Source organism: Methylomarinovum tepidoasis, from assembly GCF_030294985.1.
Taxonomy (GTDB): domain Bacteria; phylum Pseudomonadota; class Gammaproteobacteria; order Methylococcales; family Methylothermaceae; genus Methylohalobius; species Methylohalobius tepidoasis.
Window position 1 is genome coordinate 968,293 of sequence record NZ_AP024718.1, and the last position, 23,624, is coordinate 991,916.

Consider the following 23,624-nt stretch of genomic DNA (forward strand, 5'->3'; position numbering starts at 1 on the left):
CGGTCGTTCAGTGCCGGGCGCTTTTCTCCGCCAGCTTGTCCGCGATCGTGCAGATCATCAGCTGGCTGGTCCGCGCCCCGGCATCGACGATGCCGCGGGCGCGTTCGCCCAGATAGGAGGCCCGTCCCTTGGTGGCCAGCATGTCGCGGGTCGATTCCATCCCTTCGGTGGCCACCGCTTTGACTTCTTCCAATACTTGGTCGAGGTCCTTGCCTTCCCCGGCGGCCCGTTTCAGATAGGCAGCCACGGGCACCAGGGTGTCCAGCATGGTCTTTTCCCCCACGTCGGAACGGCCGCGCTGTTTCATGGCTTCGACCCCGGCCTCGAAGGCCTCGGCGAAGGCGGCGAGATCCATCGCCTTGCCCTTCAGCTGTTTCGCCAGGGTCATGAACAGGGTGGCGTAGAGAGAGCCGGAGGCGCCGCCGATCTGGCTCATGATGGTCATGGCCATCTTTTGCAGCGCCTGACTCCAGTCGTCCAGCGCGGCCAGCTCGTCGCTTTGCGCCAGCAGGGCTCTGAGGCCCCGCTGCAGGTTGGTGACGTGGTCGCCGTCGCCCAGGGTCCTGTCCAGTTCGGTGACTTCCTCGGCATGGGCGTCGATGGCCGCCAGCGCGGCCTGGATGAGTTCCGGAAGCACGGCAGGGGTTGCGGGCATGGATGTCCTCCTGTCTCGGTTGTGGGAGAATTGAAGGGATTCGGTGGTCAAACGACCGGTCACACTTTGTCATCATCATGCCATTGAACCTGACATATACCAAGATCCGCCGGCTCTGTGACGATCTTTATTTCGAGCGCGGGCGGGCCTACTACCAACAGGGCCGGGTCGTTTCCCTCGAGGTCGAGCGGGAAGAGGACACTCTGATCGTGTTCCGCGCCCAGGCGATTCCTACTACGGCAGCCGTTACCATTTCCCCGATTACGTCAAGCCGGAGGACCGCCCCATCGTTCACCTGATCGACGCGCTGCGGGAGGAATTCTCCCTGCCGCTGCTGAAGGGCCGTCTGGGCTATCTGGCGTTGCGGCAGATGATCGACACCGGCCGTTGTTTCGTCGGGGATGCCGGCCAACCACTGCGTTTGACCGAGGATGTCCGCCCGGTGCGGTTCCAGTGGCGCCCGGTGCCCGGCGGCAAGATTCTGGAGGCGGTCGCCGAACCGAAAGCCCGGGTGATTCCCACCGACCCGCCATTATGGCTCGACCCGGAACGGGGCGAGGCAGGACCGCTGGCGCAGGTACCCCGGCCGGAACTTCTGACCGCCCCCTTCCTGCCAGAGACCGTCACCGTTCCCCTAGGGGAACAGCGTTTTCTGACCCTGCGGGCCGAGAAGCTGCGGCCGTATTTCCCTCAAGGCCGGTGTCGGCCTCAATCTCACCGAGGCCGACACCGTCATCCTCTACGATCCCTGGTGGAACCCCGCGGTCGAAGCCCAGGCCACCGACCGCGCCCACCGCATCGGCCAGGACAAGCCGGTGTTCGTCTACAAGCTCCTCACCGAAGGGACGGTGGAGGAACGCATCCTCAAGCTACAGGCCCGCAAGCAGGCGCTGGCGCAGGGGATCTACGGCAGGAAGGGCAAAGCCGCCCCCGCGCTGACGGCGGAAGACCTGCAGGTGTTGCTGGCGCCGCTGGGGTGATTCAAGGGCGTTCATCGCGGCTTTCCTGGGCGATGTACAACCCCACCAGCCGGGCCACCAGAATGGTCAGATAGAGCTGGCCGCACAGGGCCTCCAGTGTGACCAGGACGGCGGCGGGGCGGCTGACGGGGCTGATGTCGCCGTAACCCAGGGTGGTGAGGGTGACGATGCTGAAGTAAAGCAGCGAGGAAAAGTAACGTCCGTTGAGCGCCGGCAGGCCGTGGAAGGCCTGGGGATCGACAGTGGCGATGAGGGCGTAGGCGAAAGTGAAGGTGATGGCGATCAACAGATAGACGTTGACCGCGCCATACAGCATTTCGGCGCCGATGGAGCCGCGGTGGGTGAAGATGTGGTGCAGGAGTACCAGCGTGACGTGGAAAAAGAAAGCGACGCCACAGACCAGCGAAATCTGTGCCAGAACATCCAGCGGCCACCACTGCCAAGCCAGCCGGGTGATCACCATCGAGGTGCCGGTGATGACGCCGATCCAAAGACGGAGACGACCTTCGGAGACGGCGACGGCCCCCCCCAGTAGGGTGATTGTCAGAAACAGAGGCAGCAGCAGGCGTCCCAGATGGTGGTCATCGATCAGCGGATAAATGGCGATCAGTGCCAACAGGGTCCCGAGAAGAAAGGGATAATAAAGGGCGCTTCTGTGGAAGCGTAGAAAAAAACTTGTCATCGTCGAAGGTCGGTGGATTTTCTGGACAGCATCGAACCTATCATGCCACCATAGCCAGGAATGACAACACCGGAAGGTAAGGAGGAGAAATGAAAGCGAAACCTGTGCTCGCCGCGCTGTTGGCGCTGGCTTTGGGGGGATGTGCCAGCGGTGGCGGTGGCTTCGGCAATGAACGGTTGGATGCGGCTGCATCTCAGCCGGGCCCGGCAGGAACCTTCCTGCGGGGCTGCGAGACGGAGGTGAAGGAGTTCTGCCCCCAGGTGACCCCTGGGGAGGGACGGCTGGTGGCGTGCATCCTCGCTCACGAGGACAAGATTTCCCCCACCTGTGAGCTTGCCCTGTACCAGGCGGCGGATCAGCTGGAACGGATCGTCGCGGCGCTGGGCTATATCGCCCATCAGTGTGAGGATGATCTGGTGAAATTCTGTTCTCATGTGGAACCCGGCGAGGGAAGGTTGCTGAACTGTCTGGAGCGGCATGATGCCGAAATCAGCCAGCGCTGCCAGCGGGCTTTGAGTGATGTGAGTATGAAGCGATAGAGGAGTTTTCCGATGATCAAGATACGGTTGATGACGGGAGCGGGGTTGCTGATTCTGATGAGCGGTGCCTGGGCACAGGTCGTGGTGCCCCAGCGGGGACAGACCCCAGAGCAGATCGCCAAGGACCAGGCTGAGTGTCAGGCTTTGGCCCAGAAGCAGGCGGCAGCGATGCAGCAGCAGAGTACGCCGCAGGAGGGGCAGGTTCTGCGCGGTGGAGCCCGGGGGGCGGCCGCCGGGGCGGCCATCGGCGCCATTGCGGGGAATGCCGGCAAGGGCGCGGCGATTGGCGCGGTGGGCGGCGCCATGAAAGGGATGTTCCGGCGTCGCGACCAGCAGCTGCAGCAACAATCGGCGGCGGCCAATTCCCAGAACGCCTACAGCCAGGCCTTCGCCAACTGCATGGCAGGCCGGGGATACTCGGTACAGTGAACGCGATCGGCGCCCGGTTCCATGACCGGGCGCCGTGGTCTTACCAGTCCGGCCAACGCCAGCGAGTTGGCTTTTCCTTCCGGGGCTCTCCCGTCTCCAACAAGCCCTTCCAGTTCGTCCGCTGTGCCATTTCCCGCTTGACCTCTTCCGGCACGGCTGTCTCCAGGTCGCGCTCCTGCCAGCCACCCCCCAGCGCTTTGTAAAGCGCGATCAGATTGACAGCCACGTCGCCACGGATCCGGGTCAGATCGTCCTGGGCCGTCAGCAGGCTGCGCCGGGAATCAAGCACACGCTGATAGCTTACCAGACCCTCGCGGTACTGGAGCAGGGACAGATCCACCGAGCGGCGGGCGGCTTCGTAGCTGAGACGCCGCCTTTCCTGTTCCACCCGTGCCTTGACGAAGGCGGCGATAGCGTCCTCAGCCTCGCGGGCGGCTTCCAGCACGGTGTTGCGATAGTCGGCGATCAGCGCTTGGAAGCGGGCGTCCTCGGCACGGACTTGGTTGCGGATGCGGCCGTAGTTGAACACGTCCCAGCTGAGGCTGGGGCCGACGAAGTACTGGAAGCTTTTGGCGGTGAACAGATCGGCCAGTTTGCTGCTGCCGCCGGAGGCGAACGTGAGGGCCGCGTCGCTCGCCCGCAGGTTGATTGAGCCCAGGAGGGAAAAATGGGGATAGAGATCGGCTTTGGTGACGCCGATCAGGGCGCTCTGGGTCGCCAGCCGCCGCTCCACCCGGCGCACGTCCGGCCGTCGCCGCAGCAGGTCCGCCGGCACCCCGATCACCACTTCCACCGGTGGGGATGGAATCGGGTGGAACGCCATCAGCAGACTGTCCACTTCCCCCGGGGGGCGTCCCAGTAGTACCGCCAGGGCGTTCTTGGCCTGGCGCAACGCCGCTTCCAGGGGCGGAATGGAGGCTTCGGTGGTGTGCAGCAGGCTTTCGGCCTGGAGGTAATCCAGTTCGGTGATGGCCCCGCCTTTATAGAGGGCATCGGCGATATTCAGGGTCCGGCGCTGGATTTCCAGGTTTTCGTGGGCGACGCGGATGCGCGATTCCAGGGTGCGGATCAGCACGTAGGTACGGGCCACCTCGGCGGTGAGGGATACCAGCAGATCCTCGTAATCGGCCACCGAGGCGTCGAGATTGGCCTCCGCCGCTTCCACCCCGCGGCGGAATTTACCCCACAGGTCCAGCTCCCAGCCCACGTCGAAGCCGATGCCGGTGGTGGTAAAGCGACGGTCGATGGCTGGCGTGGTGTTGGGGGCGTGCTCGCTGATCTGCTGGCGGCTCAGGTCACCGGTGATGCGCTGGTGCTGGGGATACAGCAGCCCTGAGGCGATGCCCAGCTGGGCGCGGGCCTCCAGAATACGGATGGCGGTGGCTTGAAGGCTGAGATTCTGACGCCGCGCCAGGAGCACCAGCTCATCCAGCACCGGATCGCCGAACACCTGCCACCATTCACTCAGATCGGTCTCGGTACGCTTCAGGGCAGGGTCGGAGATGTCGATCCAGGTATCGGCGACGGGTGCTTCCGGCGTGTGATAATCCGGACCCACGAGCATGCAGCCGTCCAGGAGGGCTGCGATGGCGACAGTCAGGGCGATGCGCTTCATGCCGTCACCTCCCGGTCATCTTCACGAACACTGTAGAACAAGGCGTACAGTACCGGCACCACGATGAGGATCAGCACCGTGGCCACACCGAGGCCGAAGACGATGGTGACCGCCATGGAGACGAAGAAGGCGTCGGTGAACAGCGGGATCATCCCCAGCATGGTGGTGCTCGACGACATGCTCACCGGAATGAGACGGCTGACGCCGGCATTGATGACGGCACGGAAAGGGCTGTGGCCTTGGCCGAGCTGGGCGTCGATCTCGTCGATGAGGATGATGGCGGACTTGATCAGCATCCCCGACAGACTCATCAGCCCCAGCAGGGCCATGAAACCGAAGGGTTGGCCAAACAGCAGCAGGCCCAGGGTGACGCCGATCAGGGACAACGGCACCGTCAGCCAGATGATGAGGGTCTTCTTGATGGAATTGAACAGCACCAGCACGATCAGCACCATCAGACCGAAGAAGATGGGGATGGATTTGGCCAGATTGGCAGTGGCGCGGGCCGAATCTTCCGCTTCGCCGCCCCAGGCCAGATAGTAGCCGGGTTTGTTCTTGAGGGGCCAAAGGGCGTTGTTGACCACCGGCAGGGTGTTGGCGTCCCATTTTTCCTCGTTGACCGGATGGCCGAGAACGGCGGCGGCATCGACCCCCAGGGCCTTTTCTATTTTGGCCTTGACCTTGGCCAGCACCTCGCTGGGCAGCGAGCCGCTGCGGGGATCGGCGTGGATACGGATCATGGTGCGGCGGTCGCGGCGCCAGATGTGGGCGTCCTCGAATTCGAGCGGGAAGGCGCTGACCACCTGCCCCAGGGGGATCATGCCCTGGGCTGCCGGACTCCAGATGGGGATGGCGCCGAGGCTGTCGAGATCGGCCCGTTCCCGTTCGGGGGCACGGGCGACGATGGGGATCAGCTCGTCCCCCTCGCGATAGACGCCCACCTGCAACCCTTCGAAATTGGTTCTCAGGGCTTCGGCCACATCGGGGCGTTCGACGCCGGCGCGGCGGGCCTGGGATTCGGCCAGTTGCGGCCGTACCACCTTGACCGGTTCCATCCACTCGTTGCGCACCGCTTTGGCGGTGGGTTCGGCCCGCAGGATGGCTTCGGCTTTTTGGGCCAAACGGCGGAGTTCCGCAGGGTCCTTGCCGGAGATGCGGAGCTGAATCTTGCCGCCGGTGGAGGGGCCGAGGACGAACAGGCGCACGTTGACGATGGCGTCGGGGAAGCGTTCCTCCAGGGCTTTCTGCACTTTGGGGGCTAACGTTTCGATACGCTTGTAGTCGTCCACGTCCACCAGGATCTGGCCGTAACTGGGATACTGGTTCTCCGGGGTGTAAGTGAGCAGGAAGCGCACCTGACCGCCACCGATCTGGGTGGTCAGATGGGTGACCCCTTCCTGTTGTTTCAGAAAGGCTTCGGCATGGGTGAGGCGACGGCCGGTTTCCTGGATGTCGGTTCCCTCCGGAAACCAGAAATCGATGTAGAACTGGGGCCGGGTGGAGTCGGGGAAGAAGCTTTTCTTGACCTGGCCGAAGCCGATCAGGGACAGTCCGAACAACGCCAGCACCACCGCTACCAGAATCCAGCGGAAGCGGATGCATAGGCTCAGGAAGCGCTTGTAGACTCCGTAGAAACCCCGGTCGTACTCATCTCCGCCGTCCCCTTCCTGTCCCCCTTCAGCCGGCTGTGGCTTGGGCAGGAAGGTGTGACACAACAGTGGGGTGCAGGTGACGGCAGTGAGCCAGCTCAGGCTCAGGGAAATCAGGATGACCGAAAACAGGGAGCGGCAGTATTCGCCGGTGGAGTCGTCGGAGGTGCCGATGGCGGCGAAGGCGGTGATCGCCACCGCCGTTCCTCCCAGCATGGGAATGGCATTCTGCCCCACTACGGCGCAGGCGGCGTCGTAACTGGATTCGCCCCGTTTCATGCGCATGCGGATGCCATCGGTGACCACAATGGCGTTGTCCACCAGCATCCCCAGGGCGATGATGAGGGCGCCGAGGGAAATCCGCTCCAGGGTGATGTCGAAGTATTTCATCAGAATGAAGGTGGCCATGATGGTGACCACCAGCACTGCGCCGATGATCAGACCGCTTCGCAACCCCATGAACAGCAGCAGGATGCCGACCACGATGGCCACCGCCTCAATGAGGTTGGTCATGAAAGCGCTCAGCGCGGTGGTGACCGACTTGGCCTGGTTGGAGATCTCGTGCAGCTCCATGCCCACCGGCCGCATCGGCTCCAGTGCCTTCAGGCGTTCCTCGATGGATTGCGCCATGGTGATGACGTTGCCGCCCTGGACCGTCGAGATGCCCAGGGCAATCGCGGGCTGGCCATTGTAGCGCACCAGGGCGACGGGTGGTTCCTGGTAACCGCGATGGATGGTGGCCACGTCGCGCAGATAGATCAGCCGGTCGGATTTGCGGCTTCCGGGGGTGATGAGCAAGTCGCCGAAGTCCTGTTCGGAGCGGAACGCCCCGGTGGGATTGAGGGGGATGAACTCATCCCCCAGATACAGATGGCCGGCATCGGCCACCAGGTTCTTGGCGGCCAGGGCGCGGTAGATGTCGTCGGGGGCGATGCCCAGCTTGGTCATCCTGTCCCGTTGCATCTCGACGTAGATGGTTTCCTTGCGCTGGCCGTAGAGAGTGATGCGCTTGACGTCGGTGGCCTTGAGCAGCTCCCGCTGCAGCAGTTTGGCGTATTCGTACAGTTCCTTGGGGGAATAGCCCTCGCCGGTGATGGCGTAGTACATTCCGTAGACGTCACCGAAGTCATCGTTGACCAGCGGCTCGCCGGCGCCGGGTGGCAGCTGACGGCGGGCGTCGTTCACCTTGCGGCGCAGTTCGTCCCAGACCTGGGGCAGGCTGGCCTTGTCGTACTGGTCCTTGATGTGGACCTTGATCCATGACAGATCACGGGAAGAATTGGATTCGACCCACTCGAGTTGGCCCAACTGCTGGACCGCCTTTTCGATGACATTGGTGACCTCTTCCTCCACCTCGCGGGCCGAGGCGCCCGGGTAGGGGGTGAGGATCACCGCATCCTTGATGGTGAATTCCGGATCCTCCAGGCGGCTGAGGGAATTGTAGGATTGCCAGCCTACCACCACCGCCAGCACTATCATCACCCACGTGATGAGGCTTTTGCGAATACTCAGTTCCGCCAGATTCATGCCGCGTTCTCCTTGGGGGCGTCCTTGTAGGGGCGGACCTTCATACCCTCCTGCAACCGGCTGACTCCGCTGACGACGATGGTTTCATCCACTTTGAGGCCGTCCACGATTTCGATTCGGTCGCTGTCCGTGAGACGGCCGGTGTGGACGACCCGCTTGTGGACCTGATGGGTTTCAGGATCGACGACCCAGACGCAACTGCGTCCGTCGGGATCGCTGAACAGGGCGGCGGTGGGGATGACGATCTCGGTGTCGAGCGCGGCATCGTGGGGCAGTTCGATCACCACCGTGGCGGTCATGCCCGGCAGGATGCGGATTTCCTGCGGCGCGGGGGTGGCCAGCACCACCCGGTAGGTCTGGGTCAGGGGGTCCGCTTGGGTGGCGAACTCCTTGATGGTCAGGGGATAGCGCTTGTCCGATGTGGCGAATTGGGCGTAGAGCTTCGGTTTGGCCTTGCGCAGGGGCATCACCATCAGTTCAGGCAGGTCGAGGAGGATTTCGATCTCGCTGAAATTCTGCAGGTGGACGATGGGCTGTTTGGCGACCACAAACTCGAAGTTGTCCACATACTTGCGGCCGACGATGCCGTCGAAGGGCGCCTTCAGGAATGTGTAGGCCAGTTGTTCGCGGGCTTCGGCCACTGCCGCCTCGGCGGATTTGACCTCGGCGCGAGCCATTTCCATGGCGGCTTTCTTGAGGTTGAGCAGCGATTCGCTGACCGCGCCAGGTTCGGCCTGACGGATTTTTACATAGCGCCGATATTCGGTGGTGTCGTACTGGAGCTTGGCCTTTGCCTTGGCCAATTGCCCCAAAGCGTTGCGAAGCCGGCTCTGATAGTCCCGGGAATCGAGACGGGCGATCAACTGCCCTTTCCGTACCTGTTGCCCCTCCTTGACCGCAAATTCGATGATCAGGCCGGGCACTCGGAAGGCCAGATCGGCACGCGTGGCGGCGCGGACCTCGCCGCTCATGCGCACCGTCCTTTGCGCCAAGGGACCGCCGACGGTGAACAGCTTCGCCGGTCGTTCCGGTGGCAGCGGCGCTGTTTCCGGTGTCCCGCCACCACAGCCGCTCAGCAGAATCAGGCAAATGACAAACGACCATGAGCGGCGCATCCAGCTTAGGGTGAACGAGGGGCTTTCTTCGTGCATGGCATATCTCGACGAGGCAGGGGATTTGAAGGAAAGAAGGCGGAAGGATCGTCCCTTCCGCCTTCGGTGCCGGTGATTCTAAAGCATTATTTGAACGGAACGAAGATCACCCGCCGGTTCCGGGCGCGGCCTTCTTCGGCATCGTTCGGGGCGATGGGATTGCTTTAGGGCGATGGGCGCCTGGATCGCCGCATCGATCGCATGCCCGAAGGGGGGCACCCCACTGGCGCAGGAAACGGAATCGATCGCATGGGCGAACGTGTTCTTGTCGTAAGGACCTGGTTTGAGGACCAGCTTGGTGAATTGCCAGTCGGTGCAATTGAGCGAGCCGAAGGTGCGCAGGCCGGCTGTCAGTTGCATCGAGGCGGGCAGGGCCTGATTCAGGCGGCGGAGGATCTCTTTCTCCACGTCGAACTCCGAAGCCGGCGGTGTGGCTTGAAACCCTGGGCCCTGATAATTTTCCGCGACCGAGGAGGAAGCGTCCATCAAAACGTGGAAAGTACGGGGCTTTTGCGTATAGCTGCCTGCCCGCAGGCGCTCACTGAGATAAGGCACGGAAACTGGTTGAAAGGTCGGTGGCGTCGAGGCGCAGCCGGACAGCAGCCCCAGGTCGAACATCCCCCAGATAACGTTACGACCGCTCTGGTGCATCGCTTCCCCCTTAAGTAACAGATGGAATGCTCGTCGGGCATTATATGCCAGGCCGTCGCCGGGGAGAAACGGGAGATTCAGGTGGCATAGGCGCACAAGGCGGTCTGCAGGTGAATTTACCGAAATTAGTCGAAGGGTACATGGGGCACAAAAAACCCCAATTGGTTCAGGCAACCAACGAGGTTTCTTTCTTCCGAGGTACGAAAAACCCCCGTTGGTTGCTTTAACCGACGAGGGCTCAACTCTGGCGGAGAGGGAGGGATTCGAACCCTCGATACCCGGTTAGGGTATACACGAGTTCCAGTCGTGCGCCTTCGACCACTCGGCCACCTCTCCGAGAAAGCTGAATATTCTATCAGCCCCGAAGCAGGGTTTCCACATGGACGGCGACACTGCCGGCCAGGGCTTGCAGATGATAGCCGCCTTCCAGGGCGGAGACGACGGGGACCTGGAAATCCAGCAGGCGACGGGTGATCCAGCGGTAATCGGTTTCCTCCAGTTCCAGCATTCCCAAAGGATCGAGGCGGTGGGCGTCGAAGCCGGCGGAAACCAGGATCAGTTTCGGGCGGAAACGGGCGAGGGCGGGCAGAATGCGCTTCTCCACCGCGCGGCGGAAGGCTGGGCCGTCGGTGCCGGCGGGCAGGGGGACGTTAACGATGTTGCCGACGCCGGTCTCCGTCTCCGCCCCGGTGCCGGGATACCAGGGATACTGGTGGGTGGAGCAGTACAGCACCCTCGGCTCCCGCTCGAAGGCGGCCTGGGTGCCGTTGCCGTGGTGGACGTCGAAATCGACGATGGCGACCCTTTCCAGCCCTTGGCTCAGGGCATGGCGGGCGGCGATGGCGACGTTGTTGAACAGGCAGAAACCCATGGCCCTGCGGGGTTCGGCGTGGTGTCCGGGCGGGCGGACGGCGCAGAAGGCGCTTTGGGCCTGACCGCCATGCACGGCATCGACCGCGGCGCACACGGCGCCTGCGGCCCGCCGGGTCGCCTCTCCGGAGCCGGGGGAGACCACGGTGTCCGGGTCGAGCCAGACGTGTCCCTGTTTGGGAATGCTGGCGAACACGGTTTCGATGTGGTCGTCGGTGTGGACCAGCCGCAGCAGGGCGTCGTCGGCCCGCGGGGCCTCGCGGCGGAGCAACGCCTGAAACCGGGGGGCATCCAGTGCTCGCAGAATCGCTTCCAGCCGGGCGCGGCGCTCCGGGTGGCCGGGACCGGTGTCGTGTTCCAGACAGGCGGGGTGGGTGTAGAGCAGGCAGGTCATGGCATCGGCTCCCGGAAAGCCCTATCATGATTTTCCGCATTGTAACCAGTCACGGGGGAGAAGCGAATGAGCGAGGTGTCGTCGCCGGTGAGCGACCTGTTGGAACGGGAAGGCATCGACTATGAATGGGTGGAGATTCCGCTGGATCCGGAGCGCAAGCCGATCCGCAGCCTGGAGGAGCTGGTCGCGGCCCGCGGCCTGAGTCCGGCGCAGATCGTCCGCAGCCTGGTGTTCCGCACCGGCAGCGGCGGCTTCGTGCTGCTGGCCGCCCCTGCCACCGCGCGGGCCGACTGGGGCAAGCTGCGCAAGCACACGGGCGAACGCCGCCTGACCATGGCAGAATCCGAACAGGTGCTGCAGGCCACCGGCTATCCCGTCGGCGCGGTGCCGCCCGTCGCCCTGCCCGGGGATCTCAGGGTTCTGGTGGACGAGGGCATTTTCGCCCACGAACGGGTGTTCATCGGCGCCGGGGTGCTGGGCTGGTCGCTGTCGCTGCGCAGCGCCGATCTGCGCCGCCTGCTGGCGCGGGCGGAGCTGGGGGCTTTCACCAAGTCGGCATGAACGATCCGCGCCATCTGCAGATTCTGATTCTGGCCGGACTGCTGTTCTATGGCCTGGGATGGCGCGATTTTCCGGGTCCGCTTTGGATCTACGCCGTCTATCCGCTGACGGCGCTCACGGTTCAGGGGCTTTTCTGCCGCGCCCTGGGGCTGCCCTTCGACTTCCGCAGCCCGCTGATCTCGTCGCTGTCGCTGGGATTGTTGCTGCACACCCAGGGGGTGCAGTGGGCGGTGGCGGCGGCGGCCGTCGCCATCGCCGGCAAGTTTCTGCTCCGCATCGACGGCCGCCACGTCTTCAACCCCGCCAATCTGGGAATCGTGGCCGCGATTTCGTTGACCGACCAAGCCTGGGTGTCGCCAGGGCAGTGGGGGCTGGGGGTGTTTCTGGCCCTGGCGGCGGTGCTGGGCGGGCTGATGGTGCTGCGCCGCACCCGCAGGAGCGATGCCACCTGGGCGTTTCTGGCCGCCTGGGTCGCCCTGGTGTTCGGCCGCGCCCTGTGGCTCGGCGATCCCCCGGCCATCCCCTGGCTGCAGCTGCAGAACGTCGCCCTGCTGATCTTCGCCTTCTTCATGCTCTCCGATCCCATGACCCTGCCGGACCGGCGCGCCGCCCGCATCGCCTTCGCGGTGATCGTGGCGGTGGCCGGTTATGTGTTTCAATATCATCTGTACATCGACGAGGGCCTGTTCTACGCTCTGGCTCTGGCCGCGCCGCTGGTGCCGCTGCTCAACCGCCGGCTGCCGGGCGCGCGCTATCTCTGGCCCCGGAACGTTCCCTCCAGGAGGTGACCCATGCGTATCCTGCTGCTGTTTCTGCTGTCGCTGCCGACCTTGGCCCAGGCTTTCTGCGGCTTCTATGTGGCCCGCGCCGGGACCGACCTGTTCAACCGTTCCTCCAAGGTGGTGTTGGTGCGCGACGGCGAGCGCACGGTGCTGACCATGGCCAACGACTTCCAGGGCGACGTCAAGGATTTCGCCGTGGTGGTGCCGGTGCCCACCTTCATCGGGCGGGAACAGATCCACGTGGGTTCCACCGCGGTGATCGACCATTTGGATGCCTACACCGCCCCGCGCCTGGTGGAGTATTTCGATCCCAATCCCTGCCAGCGGCTCTACCGCCTGGAGATGAAAGCCATGAGTGCGGCGGCGGACAGGGGCGCGGCGGCCCGCGCCAAGGCCCTGGGGGTGACCATCGAGGCCCGCTACACCGTAGGCGAATACGACATCCTGATCCTGTCGGCCAAGGAGAGCGCCGGCCTGATCACCTGGCTCAAGGAGAACGGTTACCGTCTGCCGCAGGGGGCGGAACCGGTGGTGGGCAGCTACATCAAGCAGGGAATGCGGTTCTTCGTCGCCAGGGTCAACCTGGCCGAATTCGAAAAGACCGGCTTCAACTACCTGCGCCCCCTGCAGGTGGCCTACGAGAGCCCCAAGTTCATGCTGCCGATCCGCCTGGGGACCCTCAACGCCCGCGGCAGACAGGAGCTGTTCCTCTGGACCCTGACCCGAAGCGGTCGGGTGGAGACCGCCAACTATCCGACGGTGAAGATTCCTTCCGGGCAGGAAATCCCGCTGTACGTCAAGGACCGTTTCGCCGACTTCTACCGCGACCTGTTCGCCCGTCAGGTGGAAAAGCACGGCGGCCGGGCGGTGTTCACCGAATACGCCTGGGACATGGGCTGGTGCGATCCCTGCGCCGCCCAGCCCCTGAGCCGCAGCGAGCTGCGCGAGCTGGGCGTGATGTGGCTGGCGGAAGAACAGCCCGTCCGCCCCCTGCCGCGCGCCAAGCCCCAGGTCATGCCGCGGCCGGTGGACGTCTTCGTCACCCGCCTGCACCTGCAATACGACGCCCAGACCTTCCCCGACGACCTGCGCCTGCACCAGACCGGCGACCGCGGCAACTTCCAGGCCCGCTACGTGCTGCGCCACCCCTGGGATGGCAGCGACGACTGCCCCGAGGCCAGGCGCTACCGCGGCGAGATCCTGCCCCAGCGGCTGCGCCGGCAGGCGGAGAATCTCCACGCGCTGACCGGCTGGCCGCTGGCGGAGATCTACCGGGAGATGGGGCTGAAAAACCCGCCTGAACCACAACCCTGGTGGAAACGCCTGTGGCCGAACTGAGGCGCATGGACTGGCGCCGGCTGCTGTCCACCCGGCGCCTGGGCAAAGCGCCCGCCGCCCCGGGCGGCCAGCCGCCGCGGACCGAGTTCGCCCGCGACTACGACCGCCTGATCTTCTCCTCCGCCTTCCGCCGCCTCCAGGACAAGACCCAGGTCTTTCCCCTGGCCAAGAGCGACTACGTCCGCACCCGCCTGACCCACAGCCTGGAGGTGGCCAGCGTCGGCCGCTCCCTGGGGATGGTGGCCGCCGAGGTGATCCGCCGCCGTGAGCCGGCCTTGCGGGACACGGTCGTGCCCCAGGACGTGGGCACCCTGGTGGCCGCCGCCTGCCTGGCCCACGATATCGGCAATCCGCCTTTCGGCCATGCCGGCGAGGACGCCATCCGCGAATGGTTCGCCGCCTGGCCGGGGCTGGCGCGGCTGGAAGAGGCCGAGCGCGCGGATCTGCTCGGTTTCGAGGGCAACGCCCAGGGCTTTCGCACCCTGACGGTGCTGCAGAACCCCGGCCAGCCCGGCGGCCTGCAGATGACCTGCGCCATGCTGGCGGTGATGGCCAAATATCCCCGCGCCTCGGTGGTCGATCCGGCGCAGGCGCGAGGGGCCGGGGGGCGTAAGTTCGGTTTCTTCCAGAGCGAGGCCGGGCTGTTCCGCGAGGTGGCCGAAACCGTCGGCCTGCTGCCCAGGCCCGGTGGCGGTCTGGCCTGGTACCGCCATCCCTTGACGTTTTTGCTGGAGGCCGCCGACGACATCTGCTACCACGTCATCGACATCGAGGACGGCTTCAAGGCCGGAGTGGTGGATTTCGACACCCTCTACCAATTGCATCGGCCTTTTCTCGAACAGCGCCACCGCCAGCGCCTCGAACGTCTGGACGACCCCGCCCAGCAGGCCAGCTATTGCCGCTCGGTCACCATCGACCGGGTGATCCGCCAGGCCGTGGCGGTGTTCGAACGTCATTATGAGTCGATCCTGACCGGCCGCTTCGACGCCCTGCTGCTCGACCACATCGAACAGGCCGCCGCTTTCGTCGTCTTCAAACGGGTGGCCGAATCCCGGGTCTATTACGCCCGCCCGGTGGTGGAGGTGAAAGCCTGCGGCTTCGAGGTCATCGCCGGCCTGCTCGACGCCTTCGTCCGCGCTATCGAGGACGCCGCCGCCGGCAGCCCCTCCTCCCGCAGCCGGACCCTGCTGCGGCTCATGCCCCGGCCCCTGGCCGATCCTGCCGCTCTGCCGCCCTATCAGCGCGCGTTGCTGGCCACCGACTTCATCGCCGGTATGACCGACTCCTATGCGGTGGAGCTGTATCAGCGGATTCGGGGGATTGCGTTGCCGTGACGCTTTTGAAACGGTGACAGTGCAGCGTCAGTGATCACTGTACGCTGTAATACAGCGTTTTATCCCTTCATGTACACTGCAAATTGACTTTTTGATCACTCTAACAGAAGGATGTTTCGATTGGGAATATTTCTGCGAAATAGCCAGGGCGGCACGATTGTCATTAATTTTTCTTCCTGTTGCGGTTGCAGGTGAGTCTATGGTTCTTCTTAAGCTTCTTTGTGCTTTGGGGGAAGTTGTGACAGTGGAAATAGGAATCTCTCCATTATATCCAGGATATTTCAGTGTTAATGTGTCGCCATTTTGGATCATGGTGAAATTTTTCACAAAATTCATTCCAACCAATACCTCGTCGATATGATCATTGATAATGGCGGGAATGTTATAGAGAACTGCGTTTCCTATCCGAATTTCCTTCAGTCGCGTTTGATAGTCCAATACTGTGCCACCTGCCGTGTGAGATATGATTGGTTTGCCTTTCGACAAGCCTGCCTGGATGGCTTTGATTTTAGGAATAGCTATTCTGCTAGCACCAGTGTCGATCATAAATTGCATTGGAACGCCATTAATATATGCTATGCCCCGATAATGCCCCCGATCGTCACGAGGTAGAATAACGCCACCTGGGATGGGTTTCGGTGTGTTTATCAAAAGTGGAATGTTACTATACAGATGGTTTCTAATGCCGTACCAAAGCAATCCCAGTATTGTCAGTGAATACAGGATGTGCTTAAGACGAAATGACTTTTTGTCACGAAAGCATCGTTGATTTTTCTTTGGTTGTTCCTTGAACCGCTCTCTGTAATAGTCTCTGTCATACAGTCCCATCGGCTTTCCAGTACCTGAGTCAATACAGGTTCAAGTATAGTCGTGCTTCAACCCTGCAAAGCTTCCTTCAGTCCCTCCAACTCGTCCCAGCGGGCGTATTTCTCCTCCAGGGTGCGCTGCAGGGACTGGAGTTCGGCCAGAACGCGGCTGACCTCGGCCGGATCGCCCTTGTAGAAATCGGGCCGGGCGATGCGGTCGTTGAGTGCCGCTTGTTCGGCTTCCAGACGTTCGATCTCTCCCGGCAGGCTTTCCAGTTCCCGCTGTTCCTTGTAACTGAGTTTGGTTTTGGCCCGCTTGGGGCGGGGTTTTTCGGGGCGCTTTTCGGCTTTCGGCGGAGGGGCCTGCGGGGTCGGGCGCTGGCGCAGGAAGTCTTCGTAGCCGCCGACGTACTCGCCGATTTTGCCGTCGCCCTCGAACACCAGGGTGGAGGTGACCACGTTGTCGAGGAAGGTACGGTCGTGGCTGACCAGGAGCAGGGTGCCGTCGAAGTCGAGAAGCAGGGCTTCAAGCAGTTCCAGGGTTTCCAGATCCAGGTCGTTGGTGGGCTCGTCGAGGACCAGGAGGTTGGCGGGTCGGGTGAACAGCCGGGCCAGCAGAAGCCGGCTCTGCTCGCCGCCGGAGAGGGATTTGACCGGCTGGCGGGCCCGTTCGGGGGTGAACAGGAAGTCGGCCAGATAGGACATCACGTGGCGGCGCCGGCCGCCGACGGTGACCCAGTCGTTGCCGTCGGCGACGGTGTCCACCACGGTTCGTTCTGGGTCGAGCTGGCTGCGCTGTTGGTCGAACCAGAGAATCTCCAGGTTGGTGCCGTGACGCACGGTGCCTGACTGGGGTTCCAGTTGTTTGAGCAGCAGTTTCAGCAGGGTGGACTTGCCGGCGCCGTTGGGACCGATGAGGCCGACGCGGTCGCCGCGCAGGAGGGTGGTGGAAAAGTCCCGGACGATGACCTGGTCGCCGTAGGCGTGGGTGAGGTTTTCGGCCTCGATCACGAGCTTGCCGGAGCGCTCGGCGGCTTCCAGCTTCAGATTGGCCTTGCCCTGCTGCTCACGGCGCCGGGCCCGTTCCTGGCGCAGTTGCTTCAGCGCCCGCACTCGGCCTTCGTTGCGGGTGCGGCGGGCCTTGATGCCCTGGCGGATCCAGGCTTCCTCCTGGGCCAGTTTCTTGTCGAATTCGGCGTTGCGGCGTTCTTCCTCGGCCAGGGCAGCGGCCTTCTTCTCCAGATAGGTGCGGTAGTCGCCGGGCCAGGAGGTCAGCTTGCCGCGGTCGAGATCGACGATGCGGGTGGCCAGTTTCTGCAGGAAGGTGCGGTCGTGGGTGACGAACAGCAGGCTGCCGGGGAATTGGCGCAGTTCGTCCTCGAGCCAGGCGATGGTGTCCAGATCGAGATGGTTGGTGGGCTCATCCAAAAGCAGCAGATCCGGTTCGCTCACCAGGGCGCGGGCCAGGCTCAGACGCCGCTGCCAGCCGCCGGAGAGGGAGGCGGCCGGGGTGTCTGGATCGAGACCCAGACGGGTCAGGGCCTGGTCGATCTTCTGCTGCAACTGCCAGCCTTCCCGGGCCTCCAGTTGGTGCTGGAGGTGTTCCAGGGCCTTCAGGTCCGGCGGCGCCTGCCGGGCCAGGTGGTGGTAGCGCTGCAGCAGGTCGCCGATTTCCCCCAGCCCCTGGGCGACCACGTCGTAGGCGCTCAGATCGGTATCGAGTCGGGGCGTCTGTTCCAGCAGGGCGACCTTGAGGCCGGGCCGGCGCCAGATCTCGCCGTCGTCCGCCTCGATCTGACCGGCGCACAGGCGCAGCAGGGTGGATTTGCCCTCGCCGTTGCGGCCGATGAGGCCGATGCGTTCGCCGGTTTCGATGGCCAGTTCGGCCCGGTCGAGCAGGGGATGGGCACCGTAGGCGAGGGAGACGTTCTTGATGGTCAGCAGGGTGGTCATACGGTGAAATCGGGTAGCAGGGTGATTCGGCCCAGGCCGCCTGCCTTGCGCCAGTAATGGGCATCGGCGGTGACCAGGGTGGCGCCGGTCTCCAGGGCGGTGGCGTGGTAGAGGGTGTCGAACAGGTGGTAGCGCAGCTCGACCGCTAGTCGTGTTGCCACACGGTACAGACTGGGGGTGTCGAGGGTGGGCCAGTCGAGAAGGTGAAGGGTTTCCACGTCACCCTGGGCGGTTTGCGGGCTGATGCGGCACAATACCGCCGCCACTTCGACCAGCCAGTGGCCGGGAAGGATCAGATCAAGCTCGCCACGTCCGACGGCCATGACCAAATCGGTCGCTTTCTCGGTGTGGGCCTCGCGCTCAGGATCGGCGAGCAACCACTTGATCAGCACGCTGGCATCGAGAACAACCTTCAAGGCCGCCCCTCTTCGCGCGCCTGGCGGATTTCCTCATCGGTGGCGGTGGGGCGGTCCTTGCGGGTACGGGTGAGTTCCTCGATGATCGCCTGCCGCCGCAGCTGGCGCTCCTTCTCCTCCACCGCCTGTTTCATCAGGCGGGCGATGATGGCGCTTTTGTTCTCGCCCGCGAAGGCTTTGTTGAAGGCTTCCTTGATCTCGTCGGGAACGGAGAAATTGACCGTGGCCATGATGCGCTCCACATGGTTGTTGAAATTTTCAACAATACTAGCACATCGAGAGGCATGAAATACGGGAAAGTTCGAAAGCGCACCGTCACCTGGGCCATACTGAAGGTGTTTTTGCTAAAGGGGATGCCGATGATCGAAACCGTGCTGGCGCTGGCGGCGATGCTCTACCTGGCCCTGCAGATCGAGGACAAGTTAGCGATTCCCGTGCCTTTGTCGCTGATCGCTCTGGCCTTCCTGCTCAATCACCTGTTTCCGGAGATCACCCGCTTCACCCCGGACCCCCAGTGGTTCGCCGCCCTGGTGCTGACCCTGCTGCCCATCCTGCTGATTTCCGACGCCTTGGAACTGAGCGTCGCCGAGCTGAAGAGGCACGCCTGGAGCCTGTTCTATCTGGCGGTGGTGGCCGTGGTCCTGTCGGTGGTGGCCGGTCTGTGGCTGCGGGATTTCCTGTTCGGTGAATACCATCTGGGCGTCGCGGCCACGGTGCTGTTGTTCGCCATGGTGCTGGCGACCGATCCGGTGTCGGTGGTGAGCGTCTTTTCCCGTTTCGAGATTCCCCACCGGCTGAAGATTCTGGCCGAGGGCGAGAGCCTGTTCAACGACGCCACCGCCCTGATCGTGTTCGTCTACATCGGCCTGCATCTGCTCCAGGGCGGGAAGCTGACCCTGGGCTACGTGACCGAGATCAGCCTGGTGGTCGGGTTGGGGTCGGTGGCGCTGGGCTTGGTGTTCGGTCTGATCGGTCTCGGGCTGCTCAAAACCACGGAAAACCGCATCGCCGAGATGATGGTCCTGCTCATGACCGGCTATGCCGCCTTCGATCTGGCCGAGCACTTCTACACCCTGCTGAACCTGCTCGGCGGCCACAGCCATTTGCATCTGTCGGGCATTCTGGCCTGCATCGTCGCCACCGTGACCGTCCATCACTGGATGAGCCGGGAGGAGCGCGAGGAGGAACGGCAGATCGAGGCCCAGCAGGCCTTGATCGAACGGCCCGGCGCCACCCGTGGTCTGATCGACACCGCCCTGAACGCCCTGCGGGTCACCCTGGAGGAAAGGGTCCGCCACCTGCGCAACAAGGAGGACATCCAGTTGCTGGGGCTAGTAAGCAACACTATCCTGTTCGTCGCCATGGCCGAACTGATCGAACTGGAGCTGCTGGCCCGCTACTGGCACGAAATTCTGGTCATGTTCGTGGCCACCACCGTGATCCGTGCCCTGATGATGGCCAAGTTCGCCTGGCTGACCCGGCAGACCCGGCGCATGACCGACGTCAACCTGCGCTGGTGGGGGGTGCTCACCTTCGCCGGCATCAAGGGCGGGCTGTCTATCGTCATGTTGTCGATGATTCCGCGGGAGTTTCCGTTTCTGGATCTGTTCAAGGCGGTGGTCATCGGCGTGGTGCTGCTGTCCACCTTCCTGTATTCCCTGATCCTGCTGGCGCTGATCAGCCGGAATGCGGCGGTGTTCCGACAGGAACTGGCGGCGGAAAGGCGTGATAGCATGTAACCGCTATATTTCGATATTTGGAGTCGCTCATGACCCAACAGGCCCGCATTCCCTATATTACCGTGGAAGACTATCTGGAAGGCGAACTGCATAGCGACATCCGCCACGAGTATGTCGCCGGCCAAGTGTTCGCCATGGTCGGCAGCACCCTCGGCCACAATCGGGTGGTCGGGAATATCGCCACCTTCCTGAATTCCCGTCTGCGTGGAACGCCCTGTTCCGCCTATGTGAGCGACGTCAAGGTTCGCATCGAGGCCGCCGACGCCTTCTACTACCCGGACGTGGTGGTCAGCTGCGAGGCGGCCGACCTCTCGGCCCTGTATCTGACCGAACCGGTGCTGGTGGTGGAAGTGCTGTCCCCTTCCACGGAGACCACCGACCGGCGCGAAAAGCGCCTCAACTACCAGAAGCTGCCGAGTCTGAAGGAATACGTGCTGGTGGCGCCGGACGCGGTCCAGGTGGAGGTGTACCGCCGCGGCCAGGCCGGCTGGGAGGAGGTGGAAATCTACGGCCCGGAGGATACGGCGGTGCGGCTGGTTTCCCTCGATCTGGCCATTCCCGTGGCAGAGATCTACACCGGGGTGCGCTAAAAAGTGTCAGCTGCTCCATACTTAGGCCGGGAGGATCCACATGACACGCTGGGATGTCGGGATATTGGCCGGACTCACCGTGCTGGCCCTGGGGATCGCTGTCTGGATCGGTCCCGTGTCCCAGGATCCCGCCTACCATCACTTCGCCGATACCCGCCCCTGCGGCCCGGTGCCCAACTGTCTCGACGTCCTGAGCAATCTGGCCTTTCTGCTGGCCGGGGCGGCGGGATTGAGACACCTGGACCGCTGGCCGGCCGACCTGCGTCCCGCCCTCGGGACGTTCTGGTGGGGCGTGCTGTTGGTGGCGCCGGGGTCGGCCTGGTATCACTGGGCCCCGGACGACGCCCGTCTGGTGTGGGACCGGCTGCCCATGAGCTTTGCCTTCATGGGGCTGTTCGCCGCCGTTCTCATCGACCGCCTCCGGATCGGGGGCCGGGTGCTTCCGGTTCTGGCGGCGCTGGGACCGGCGAGTGTCGGCATCTGGGTGCTAACCGGCGATCTGCGTTCGTACGGCCTGGTCCAGTTTCTGCCCATGGCCATGACGCTCGTCATCGTGTGCCGGCGTCCCCACGGCGCGATCCCGCAGACCGCCCTGATCTGGGCCCTGGGATGGTACGGGCTGGCCAAGCTGGCCGAGTGGCTCGATGGTGGAATCCTGAGGTGGACGGGACTCATCAGCGGCCATACCCTCAAGCATCTGCTGGCGGCGCTGGCCACCGCCAAACTGTGGCAGCCGGCAGACGTCGCCGCCGGCCGGGGTCAGGGCAGAGGCAGGTGGTCTGCTTCGAAAGACGCCGTCGATACCTCCCTGTAGGCTTCACGCCGGCTTCCCTGCCGACGAAGCTTCCGAAGCAGACCCACCTGCTATTCGATCATTCCGTTGCATGTTCGAATGATGTGGCCCCTACGGCCGTTGAATACCGGCTGGTTTCCGGGGAAAATTCTCCCTTTTGGCACTGCGGAAAACATCATGACCGAGATCGTCGCCGGCCCCTTCATGCTCGATCTGGAAGGGCCTGAGCTGACCGCCGAAGAACGGGAATGGCTAAGGCATCCCGGGGTCTGCGGCATCATCCTGTTCGCCCGCAACTACGTCGAGCCCGCCCAGATTCGGGACCTGATCGCCCGAGTCCGGCAGGCCGCAGGCCGGCCGTTGCTGATCGCCGTCGATCAGGAAGGCGGGCGGGTGCAGCGTTTCCAGCACGGTTTCACCCGGCTGCCGCCGGCAGCCCGTTATGGTGAGGTGTATGCGGACGATCCGGCCCGGGGGCTGGCGTTGGCGGAACAGGCCGGTTTTCTGATGGCGGCCGAGCTGCGGGCGGTGGGCGTGGATCTGAGCTTCGCTCCGGTGCTCGATGTGGACAGCGGCGTCAGCGAGGTCATCGGTGACCGCGCCTTTGCCACCGCAGCCGAGCCGGTAGCGGCGCTGGCAGGCGCCTTTGCCTGTGGCATGCGCCGGGCCGGCATGGCGGCGGTGGGCAAGCACTTTCCCGGTCACGGCGGGGTGGCGGCCGACTCTCACCACGAACTGCCACTGGATCGCCGCTCCCTGGCCCAATTGGAGGCCCGGGATCTGTTGCCCTTCCGGCGTCTGATTGAAGCGGGGCTGGAGGCGGTCATGTGCGCTCACGTGGCCTATCCGCAGATAGATCCCCTGCCGGCCGGATTTTCCCGTTTCTGGCTCCAAACCGTGCTGCGGCAGCGGCTGGGGTTCGGGGGCGCCGTTTTCAGCGACGACCTGGCAATGGCGGGCGCAGCCGGGATGGGCGACCTCCAGGCCCGCGCCGAGGCGGCCTTGGCGGCCGGCTGTGATATGCTGCTGGCATGCAATTGCCCGCAGGAGAGCATCGCCCTGCTCGACAGGGTCGCTTGGCGACCGGAGCCGGCCAGACAGCGGCGGCTGATGGCGCTGCGGGCCCGTCCGGTGACGCCGGACCCGGTCCGGCTCGAGGCGGCCCGCCGGCAGTTGGCGAGCCTGGCATGACGAATCACAAACCACGCGAGACTGCTATGAATCTGACCCATCTGACCACCGTTCAAAAAGCCCTCTGGAGCATCCTGATCGCCCAGATCGTGCTGATCGTCTTTTTCGGCGCCTTCAAGTTCGAAAAGATTACCCTGTTTCTGTACACCGGGGCCTGGATCGGCATCGGCGTGGCCTGGTACGTTCTGCGCGATTCGGAAGCCTGGACCCGGATCAAGGTCATCGCCTCGGTCTTCGGCATTCAGATTATCGCCTTCGTCTTTCTGGAACTGGCCCACATGAACGACCTGCTGCTGGAGGAGATCGGCTTCCTCTCCATCGGGGTCTGGACCGGCATCCTGCTGGGGACGTTGCTGGAAACCATCGACCGTCTGGAAAAGCGCCTTTTGTCCTGTGAGCATCGCGAGAAAGCCATGGAGGAAGGCGGGGAATGACTGTTCTGTCCCTGATCGAGGCGGTGCGCCGGCGGGCTGAGCGCCTTCATTCGGCTGCGGAAGTGGATGCCGCCATCACCCGCATGGCGACCACCATCACTGCCGACTGGGCCGATGCCAACCCGGTGGTGCTGTGCATCCTCAATGGCGCCATCGTAGTGACCGGCCGCCTTCTCCCCCGGCTCGATTTCCCCCTGGAACTGGACAGCGTCCACGTCACCCGTTACGGGCGTGAAACCTGCGGCGGTGATCTCCACTGGCTTCACACCCCCCGCACGGATCTGTGTGGCCGCAACGTGTTGCTGGTGGACGACGTTCTCGACGAAGGCATCACCCTGGCGGCGATCCGCGACTATTGCCTGGAGCACGGTGCCAGGGCGGTACGGATCGCCGTTCTGGTGGACAAGAAGCTGCCCAACCCCAAGCCGTGCCGGGCCGACTATGTGGGGCTGGTCTGCGATAACCGCTATATCTTCGGCTGCGGGATGGATTACCAGGGTTATTGGCGCAATCTGCCCGACATCTATGCCGTGAAGGAGAGATAG

At 63.7% G+C, this 23,624-nt stretch carries 25 protein-coding genes, 1 tRNA gene and 1 pseudogene; 15 read left to right on the top strand and 12 right to left on the bottom strand.

Annotated features, from left to right (window positions below):
• Window positions 1-7 precede the first annotated feature (7 nt).
• Window positions 8-655, bottom strand: a complete 648-nt coding sequence (gene dhaL, locus MIN45_RS04925) for a dihydroxyacetone kinase subunit DhaL (RefSeq protein ID WP_286293734.1) — start codon at window positions 653-655, stop codon at window positions 8-10.
• Window positions 656-732: 77 nt separating this feature from the next.
• On the opposite strand from dhaL, the gene MIN45_RS04930 reads away from it, so the two are divergent.
• The 3 genes and pseudogenes from MIN45_RS04930 to MIN45_RS12395 all read left to right on the top strand — a co-directional run bounded on the left by MIN45_RS04930 (window position 733) and on the right by MIN45_RS12395 (window position 1,635).
• The gene (locus tag MIN45_RS04930) at window positions 733-954 is read left to right on the top strand and encodes a hypothetical protein (protein ID WP_286293735.1); all 222 of its coding nucleotides are present in this window, start codon (window positions 733-735) and stop codon (window positions 952-954) included.
• Between the two features lie 384 nt (window positions 955-1,338).
• Window positions 1,339-1,446, top strand: a pseudogene (locus MIN45_RS12390) (C-terminal helicase domain-containing protein); the annotation flags it as partial.
• A gap of 24 nt (window positions 1,447-1,470) precedes the next feature.
• A complete protein-coding gene (locus MIN45_RS12395) occupies window positions 1,471-1,635 on the top strand; it encodes a hypothetical protein (RefSeq protein ID WP_337250358.1) in 165 nt (54 codons plus the stop codon).
• 1 nt (window position 1,636) lies between these two features.
• Here MIN45_RS12395 and MIN45_RS04940 read toward each other — a convergent pair whose 3' ends face one another.
• The gene (locus tag MIN45_RS04940; RefSeq protein ID WP_286293736.1) at window positions 1,637-2,251 is read right to left on the bottom strand and encodes a potassium channel family protein; all 615 of its coding nucleotides are present in this window, start codon (window positions 2,249-2,251) and stop codon (window positions 1,637-1,639) included.
• A gap of 155 nt (window positions 2,252-2,406) precedes the next feature.
• Between MIN45_RS04940 and MIN45_RS04945 the strand changes: the two genes are divergently transcribed.
• Together MIN45_RS04945 and MIN45_RS04950 are read left to right on the top strand one after the other, a co-directional pair.
• Window positions 2,407-2,856, top strand: a complete 450-nt coding sequence (locus MIN45_RS04945; RefSeq protein WP_286293737.1) for a cysteine rich repeat-containing protein — start codon at window positions 2,407-2,409, stop codon at window positions 2,854-2,856.
• Between the two features lie 12 nt (window positions 2,857-2,868).
• Window positions 2,869-3,285 (top strand): glycine zipper family protein, encoded by a 417-nt coding sequence (locus MIN45_RS04950; RefSeq protein WP_286293738.1) that lies wholly within the window; start codon window positions 2,869-2,871, stop codon window positions 3,283-3,285.
• 40 nt (window positions 3,286-3,325) lie between these two features.
• Here MIN45_RS04950 and MIN45_RS04955 read toward each other — a convergent pair whose 3' ends face one another.
• The 6 genes from MIN45_RS04955 to MIN45_RS04980 form a co-directional block, all read right to left on the bottom strand.
• Window positions 3,326-4,900 (bottom strand): efflux transporter outer membrane subunit, encoded by a 1,575-nt coding sequence (locus tag MIN45_RS04955; RefSeq protein WP_286293739.1) that lies wholly within the window; start codon window positions 4,898-4,900, stop codon window positions 3,326-3,328.
• Window positions 4,897-8,076, bottom strand: a complete 3,180-nt coding sequence (locus tag MIN45_RS04960; RefSeq protein ID WP_286293740.1) for an efflux RND transporter permease subunit — start codon at window positions 8,074-8,076, stop codon at window positions 4,897-4,899. Before MIN45_RS04960 ends, MIN45_RS04955 begins: the two co-directional genes overlap by 4 nt.
• Window positions 8,073-9,227, bottom strand: coding sequence for an efflux RND transporter periplasmic adaptor subunit (locus MIN45_RS04965; RefSeq protein ID WP_286293741.1), 1,155 nt, complete (start codon window positions 9,225-9,227; stop codon window positions 8,073-8,075). Before MIN45_RS04965 ends, MIN45_RS04960 begins: the two co-directional genes overlap by 4 nt.
• A 78-nt stretch (window positions 9,228-9,305) precedes the next feature.
• Complete coding sequence (locus tag MIN45_RS04970; RefSeq protein ID WP_286293743.1) at window positions 9,306-9,878, bottom strand: hypothetical protein; 573 nt, start codon at window positions 9,876-9,878, stop codon at window positions 9,306-9,308.
• A 245-nt stretch (window positions 9,879-10,123) separates the two neighbouring features.
• Window positions 10,124-10,214 (bottom strand) — tRNA-Ser (locus MIN45_RS04975).
• A gap of 19 nt (window positions 10,215-10,233) precedes the next feature.
• Window positions 10,234-11,142, bottom strand: a complete 909-nt coding sequence (locus MIN45_RS04980) for a histone deacetylase family protein (RefSeq protein ID WP_286293744.1) — start codon at window positions 11,140-11,142, stop codon at window positions 10,234-10,236.
• Window positions 11,143-11,208: 66 nt separating this feature from the next.
• On the opposite strand from MIN45_RS04980, the gene MIN45_RS04985 reads away from it, so the two are divergent.
• Genes MIN45_RS04985 through MIN45_RS05000 form a run of 4 tightly spaced genes read left to right on the top strand, consistent with a single transcriptional unit; the run spans window position 11,209 to window position 15,157 of the window.
• Window positions 11,209-11,703: an aminoacyl-tRNA deacylase gene (locus MIN45_RS04985; protein ID WP_286293747.1), complete on the top strand. Its 495-nt coding sequence runs from the start codon at window positions 11,209-11,211 to the stop codon at window positions 11,701-11,703.
• A complete protein-coding gene (locus tag MIN45_RS04990; RefSeq protein ID WP_286293749.1) occupies window positions 11,700-12,491 on the top strand; it encodes an RnfABCDGE type electron transport complex subunit D in 792 nt (263 codons plus the stop codon). The genes MIN45_RS04985 and MIN45_RS04990 overlap by 4 nt, the downstream gene beginning before the upstream one ends.
• Window positions 12,492-12,494: 3 nt before the next feature.
• On the top strand, window positions 12,495-13,823 hold the full coding sequence (locus MIN45_RS04995) for a DUF2330 domain-containing protein (RefSeq protein ID WP_286293751.1): 1,329 nt from the start codon (window positions 12,495-12,497) through the stop codon (window positions 13,821-13,823).
• Complete coding sequence (locus MIN45_RS05000) at window positions 13,811-15,157, top strand: deoxyguanosinetriphosphate triphosphohydrolase (RefSeq protein WP_286293752.1); 1,347 nt, start codon at window positions 13,811-13,813, stop codon at window positions 15,155-15,157. The genes MIN45_RS04995 and MIN45_RS05000 overlap by 13 nt, the downstream gene beginning before the upstream one ends.
• Before the next feature lie 27 nt (window positions 15,158-15,184).
• Here the strand turns inward: MIN45_RS05000 and MIN45_RS05005 are convergent, their stop codons facing one another.
• From MIN45_RS05005 to MIN45_RS05020, 4 genes are read right to left on the bottom strand one after another with little or no spacing between them, the layout of a single operon-like run.
• Entirely contained in the window at window positions 15,185-15,985 is an 801-nt protein-coding gene (locus MIN45_RS05005; protein WP_286293754.1) for a retropepsin-like aspartic protease family protein, read from the bottom strand.
• 47 nt (window positions 15,986-16,032) lie between these two features.
• Window positions 16,033-17,916 carry an ATP-binding cassette domain-containing protein gene (locus tag MIN45_RS05010; RefSeq protein WP_286293756.1) on the bottom strand — a complete coding sequence of 628 codons (1,884 nt, stop codon included), beginning with the start codon at window positions 17,914-17,916 and terminating at the stop codon, window positions 16,033-16,035.
• Complete coding sequence (locus tag MIN45_RS05015; protein ID WP_286293758.1) at window positions 17,913-18,332, bottom strand: type II toxin-antitoxin system VapC family toxin; 420 nt, start codon at window positions 18,330-18,332, stop codon at window positions 17,913-17,915. Before MIN45_RS05015 ends, MIN45_RS05010 begins: the two co-directional genes overlap by 4 nt.
• Complete coding sequence (locus tag MIN45_RS05020; protein WP_286293760.1) at window positions 18,329-18,562, bottom strand: hypothetical protein; 234 nt, start codon at window positions 18,560-18,562, stop codon at window positions 18,329-18,331. The genes MIN45_RS05015 and MIN45_RS05020 overlap by 4 nt, the downstream gene beginning before the upstream one ends.
• A 129-nt stretch (window positions 18,563-18,691) precedes the next feature.
• Here MIN45_RS05020 and MIN45_RS05025 point away from each other — a divergent pair, with 129 nt between their 5' ends.
• From MIN45_RS05025 to MIN45_RS05050, 6 genes are all read left to right on the top strand, one after another.
• Window positions 18,692-20,071 (top strand): cation:proton antiporter domain-containing protein, encoded by a 1,380-nt coding sequence (locus MIN45_RS05025; protein ID WP_286293778.1) that lies wholly within the window; start codon window positions 18,692-18,694, stop codon window positions 20,069-20,071.
• A 29-nt stretch (window positions 20,072-20,100) separates the two neighbouring features.
• Entirely contained in the window at window positions 20,101-20,661 is a 561-nt protein-coding gene (locus MIN45_RS05030; RefSeq protein ID WP_286293779.1) for a Uma2 family endonuclease, read from the top strand.
• 40 nt (window positions 20,662-20,701) lie between these two features.
• Window positions 20,702-21,475 carry an alkaline phytoceramidase gene (locus tag MIN45_RS05035; protein ID WP_286293780.1) on the top strand — a complete coding sequence of 258 codons (774 nt, stop codon included), beginning with the start codon at window positions 20,702-20,704 and terminating at the stop codon, window positions 21,473-21,475.
• A gap of 156 nt (window positions 21,476-21,631) precedes the next feature.
• The gene (nagZ, locus tag MIN45_RS05040) at window positions 21,632-22,645 is read left to right on the top strand and encodes a beta-N-acetylhexosaminidase (protein WP_286293781.1); all 1,014 of its coding nucleotides are present in this window, start codon (window positions 21,632-21,634) and stop codon (window positions 22,643-22,645) included.
• A 26-nt stretch (window positions 22,646-22,671) separates the two neighbouring features.
• Window positions 22,672-23,079, top strand: coding sequence for a hypothetical protein (locus MIN45_RS05045; protein ID WP_286293782.1), 408 nt, complete (start codon window positions 22,672-22,674; stop codon window positions 23,077-23,079).
• A complete protein-coding gene (locus tag MIN45_RS05050) occupies window positions 23,076-23,624 on the top strand; it encodes a hypoxanthine-guanine phosphoribosyltransferase (RefSeq protein WP_286293783.1) in 549 nt (182 codons plus the stop codon). Before MIN45_RS05045 ends, MIN45_RS05050 begins: the two co-directional genes overlap by 4 nt.

Coding starts and splice junctions, on each gene's coding strand:
- MIN45_RS04965 (WP_286293741.1), bottom strand. CDS start 9,227: ATGCACGAAGAAAGCCCCTCGTTCACCCTAAGCTGGATGCGCCGCTCA.
- nagZ (WP_286293781.1), top strand. CDS start 21,632: ATGACCGAGATCGTCGCCGGCCCCTTCATGCTCGATCTGGAAGGGCCT.
- MIN45_RS04945 (WP_286293737.1), top strand. CDS start 2,407: ATGAAAGCGAAACCTGTGCTCGCCGCGCTGTTGGCGCTGGCTTTGGGG.
- MIN45_RS04960 (WP_286293740.1), bottom strand. CDS start 8,076: ATGAATCTGGCGGAACTGAGTATTCGCAAAAGCCTCATCACGTGGGTG.
- MIN45_RS05050 (WP_286293783.1), top strand. CDS start 23,076: ATGACTGTTCTGTCCCTGATCGAGGCGGTGCGCCGGCGGGCTGAGCGC.
- MIN45_RS04985 (WP_286293747.1), top strand. CDS start 11,209: ATGAGCGAGGTGTCGTCGCCGGTGAGCGACCTGTTGGAACGGGAAGGC.
- MIN45_RS04955 (WP_286293739.1), bottom strand. CDS start 4,900: ATGAAGCGCATCGCCCTGACTGTCGCCATCGCAGCCCTCCTGGACGGC.
- MIN45_RS04995 (WP_286293751.1), top strand. CDS start 12,495: ATGCGTATCCTGCTGCTGTTTCTGCTGTCGCTGCCGACCTTGGCCCAG.
- MIN45_RS04950 (WP_286293738.1), top strand. CDS start 2,869: ATGATCAAGATACGGTTGATGACGGGAGCGGGGTTGCTGATTCTGATG.
- MIN45_RS05025 (WP_286293778.1), top strand. CDS start 18,692: ATGATCGAAACCGTGCTGGCGCTGGCGGCGATGCTCTACCTGGCCCTG.
- MIN45_RS04930 (WP_286293735.1), top strand. CDS start 733: ATGCCATTGAACCTGACATATACCAAGATCCGCCGGCTCTGTGACGAT.
- MIN45_RS05030 (WP_286293779.1), top strand. CDS start 20,101: ATGACCCAACAGGCCCGCATTCCCTATATTACCGTGGAAGACTATCTG.
- MIN45_RS05005 (WP_286293754.1), bottom strand. CDS start 15,985: ATGGGACTGTATGACAGAGACTATTACAGAGAGCGGTTCAAGGAACAA.
- MIN45_RS04980 (WP_286293744.1), bottom strand. CDS start 11,142: ATGACCTGCCTGCTCTACACCCACCCCGCCTGTCTGGAACACGACACC.
- MIN45_RS05020 (WP_286293760.1), bottom strand. CDS start 18,562: ATGGCCACGGTCAATTTCTCCGTTCCCGACGAGATCAAGGAAGCCTTC.
- MIN45_RS04990 (WP_286293749.1), top strand. CDS start 11,700: ATGAACGATCCGCGCCATCTGCAGATTCTGATTCTGGCCGGACTGCTG.
- MIN45_RS05035 (WP_286293780.1), top strand. CDS start 20,702: ATGACACGCTGGGATGTCGGGATATTGGCCGGACTCACCGTGCTGGCC.
- dhaL (WP_286293734.1), bottom strand. CDS start 655: ATGCCCGCAACCCCTGCCGTGCTTCCGGAACTCATCCAGGCCGCGCTG.
- MIN45_RS04970 (WP_286293743.1), bottom strand. CDS start 9,878: ATGCACCAGAGCGGTCGTAACGTTATCTGGGGGATGTTCGACCTGGGG.
- MIN45_RS05045 (WP_286293782.1), top strand. CDS start 22,672: ATGAATCTGACCCATCTGACCACCGTTCAAAAAGCCCTCTGGAGCATC.
- MIN45_RS05010 (WP_286293756.1), bottom strand. CDS start 17,916: ATGACCACCCTGCTGACCATCAAGAACGTCTCCCTCGCCTACGGTGCC.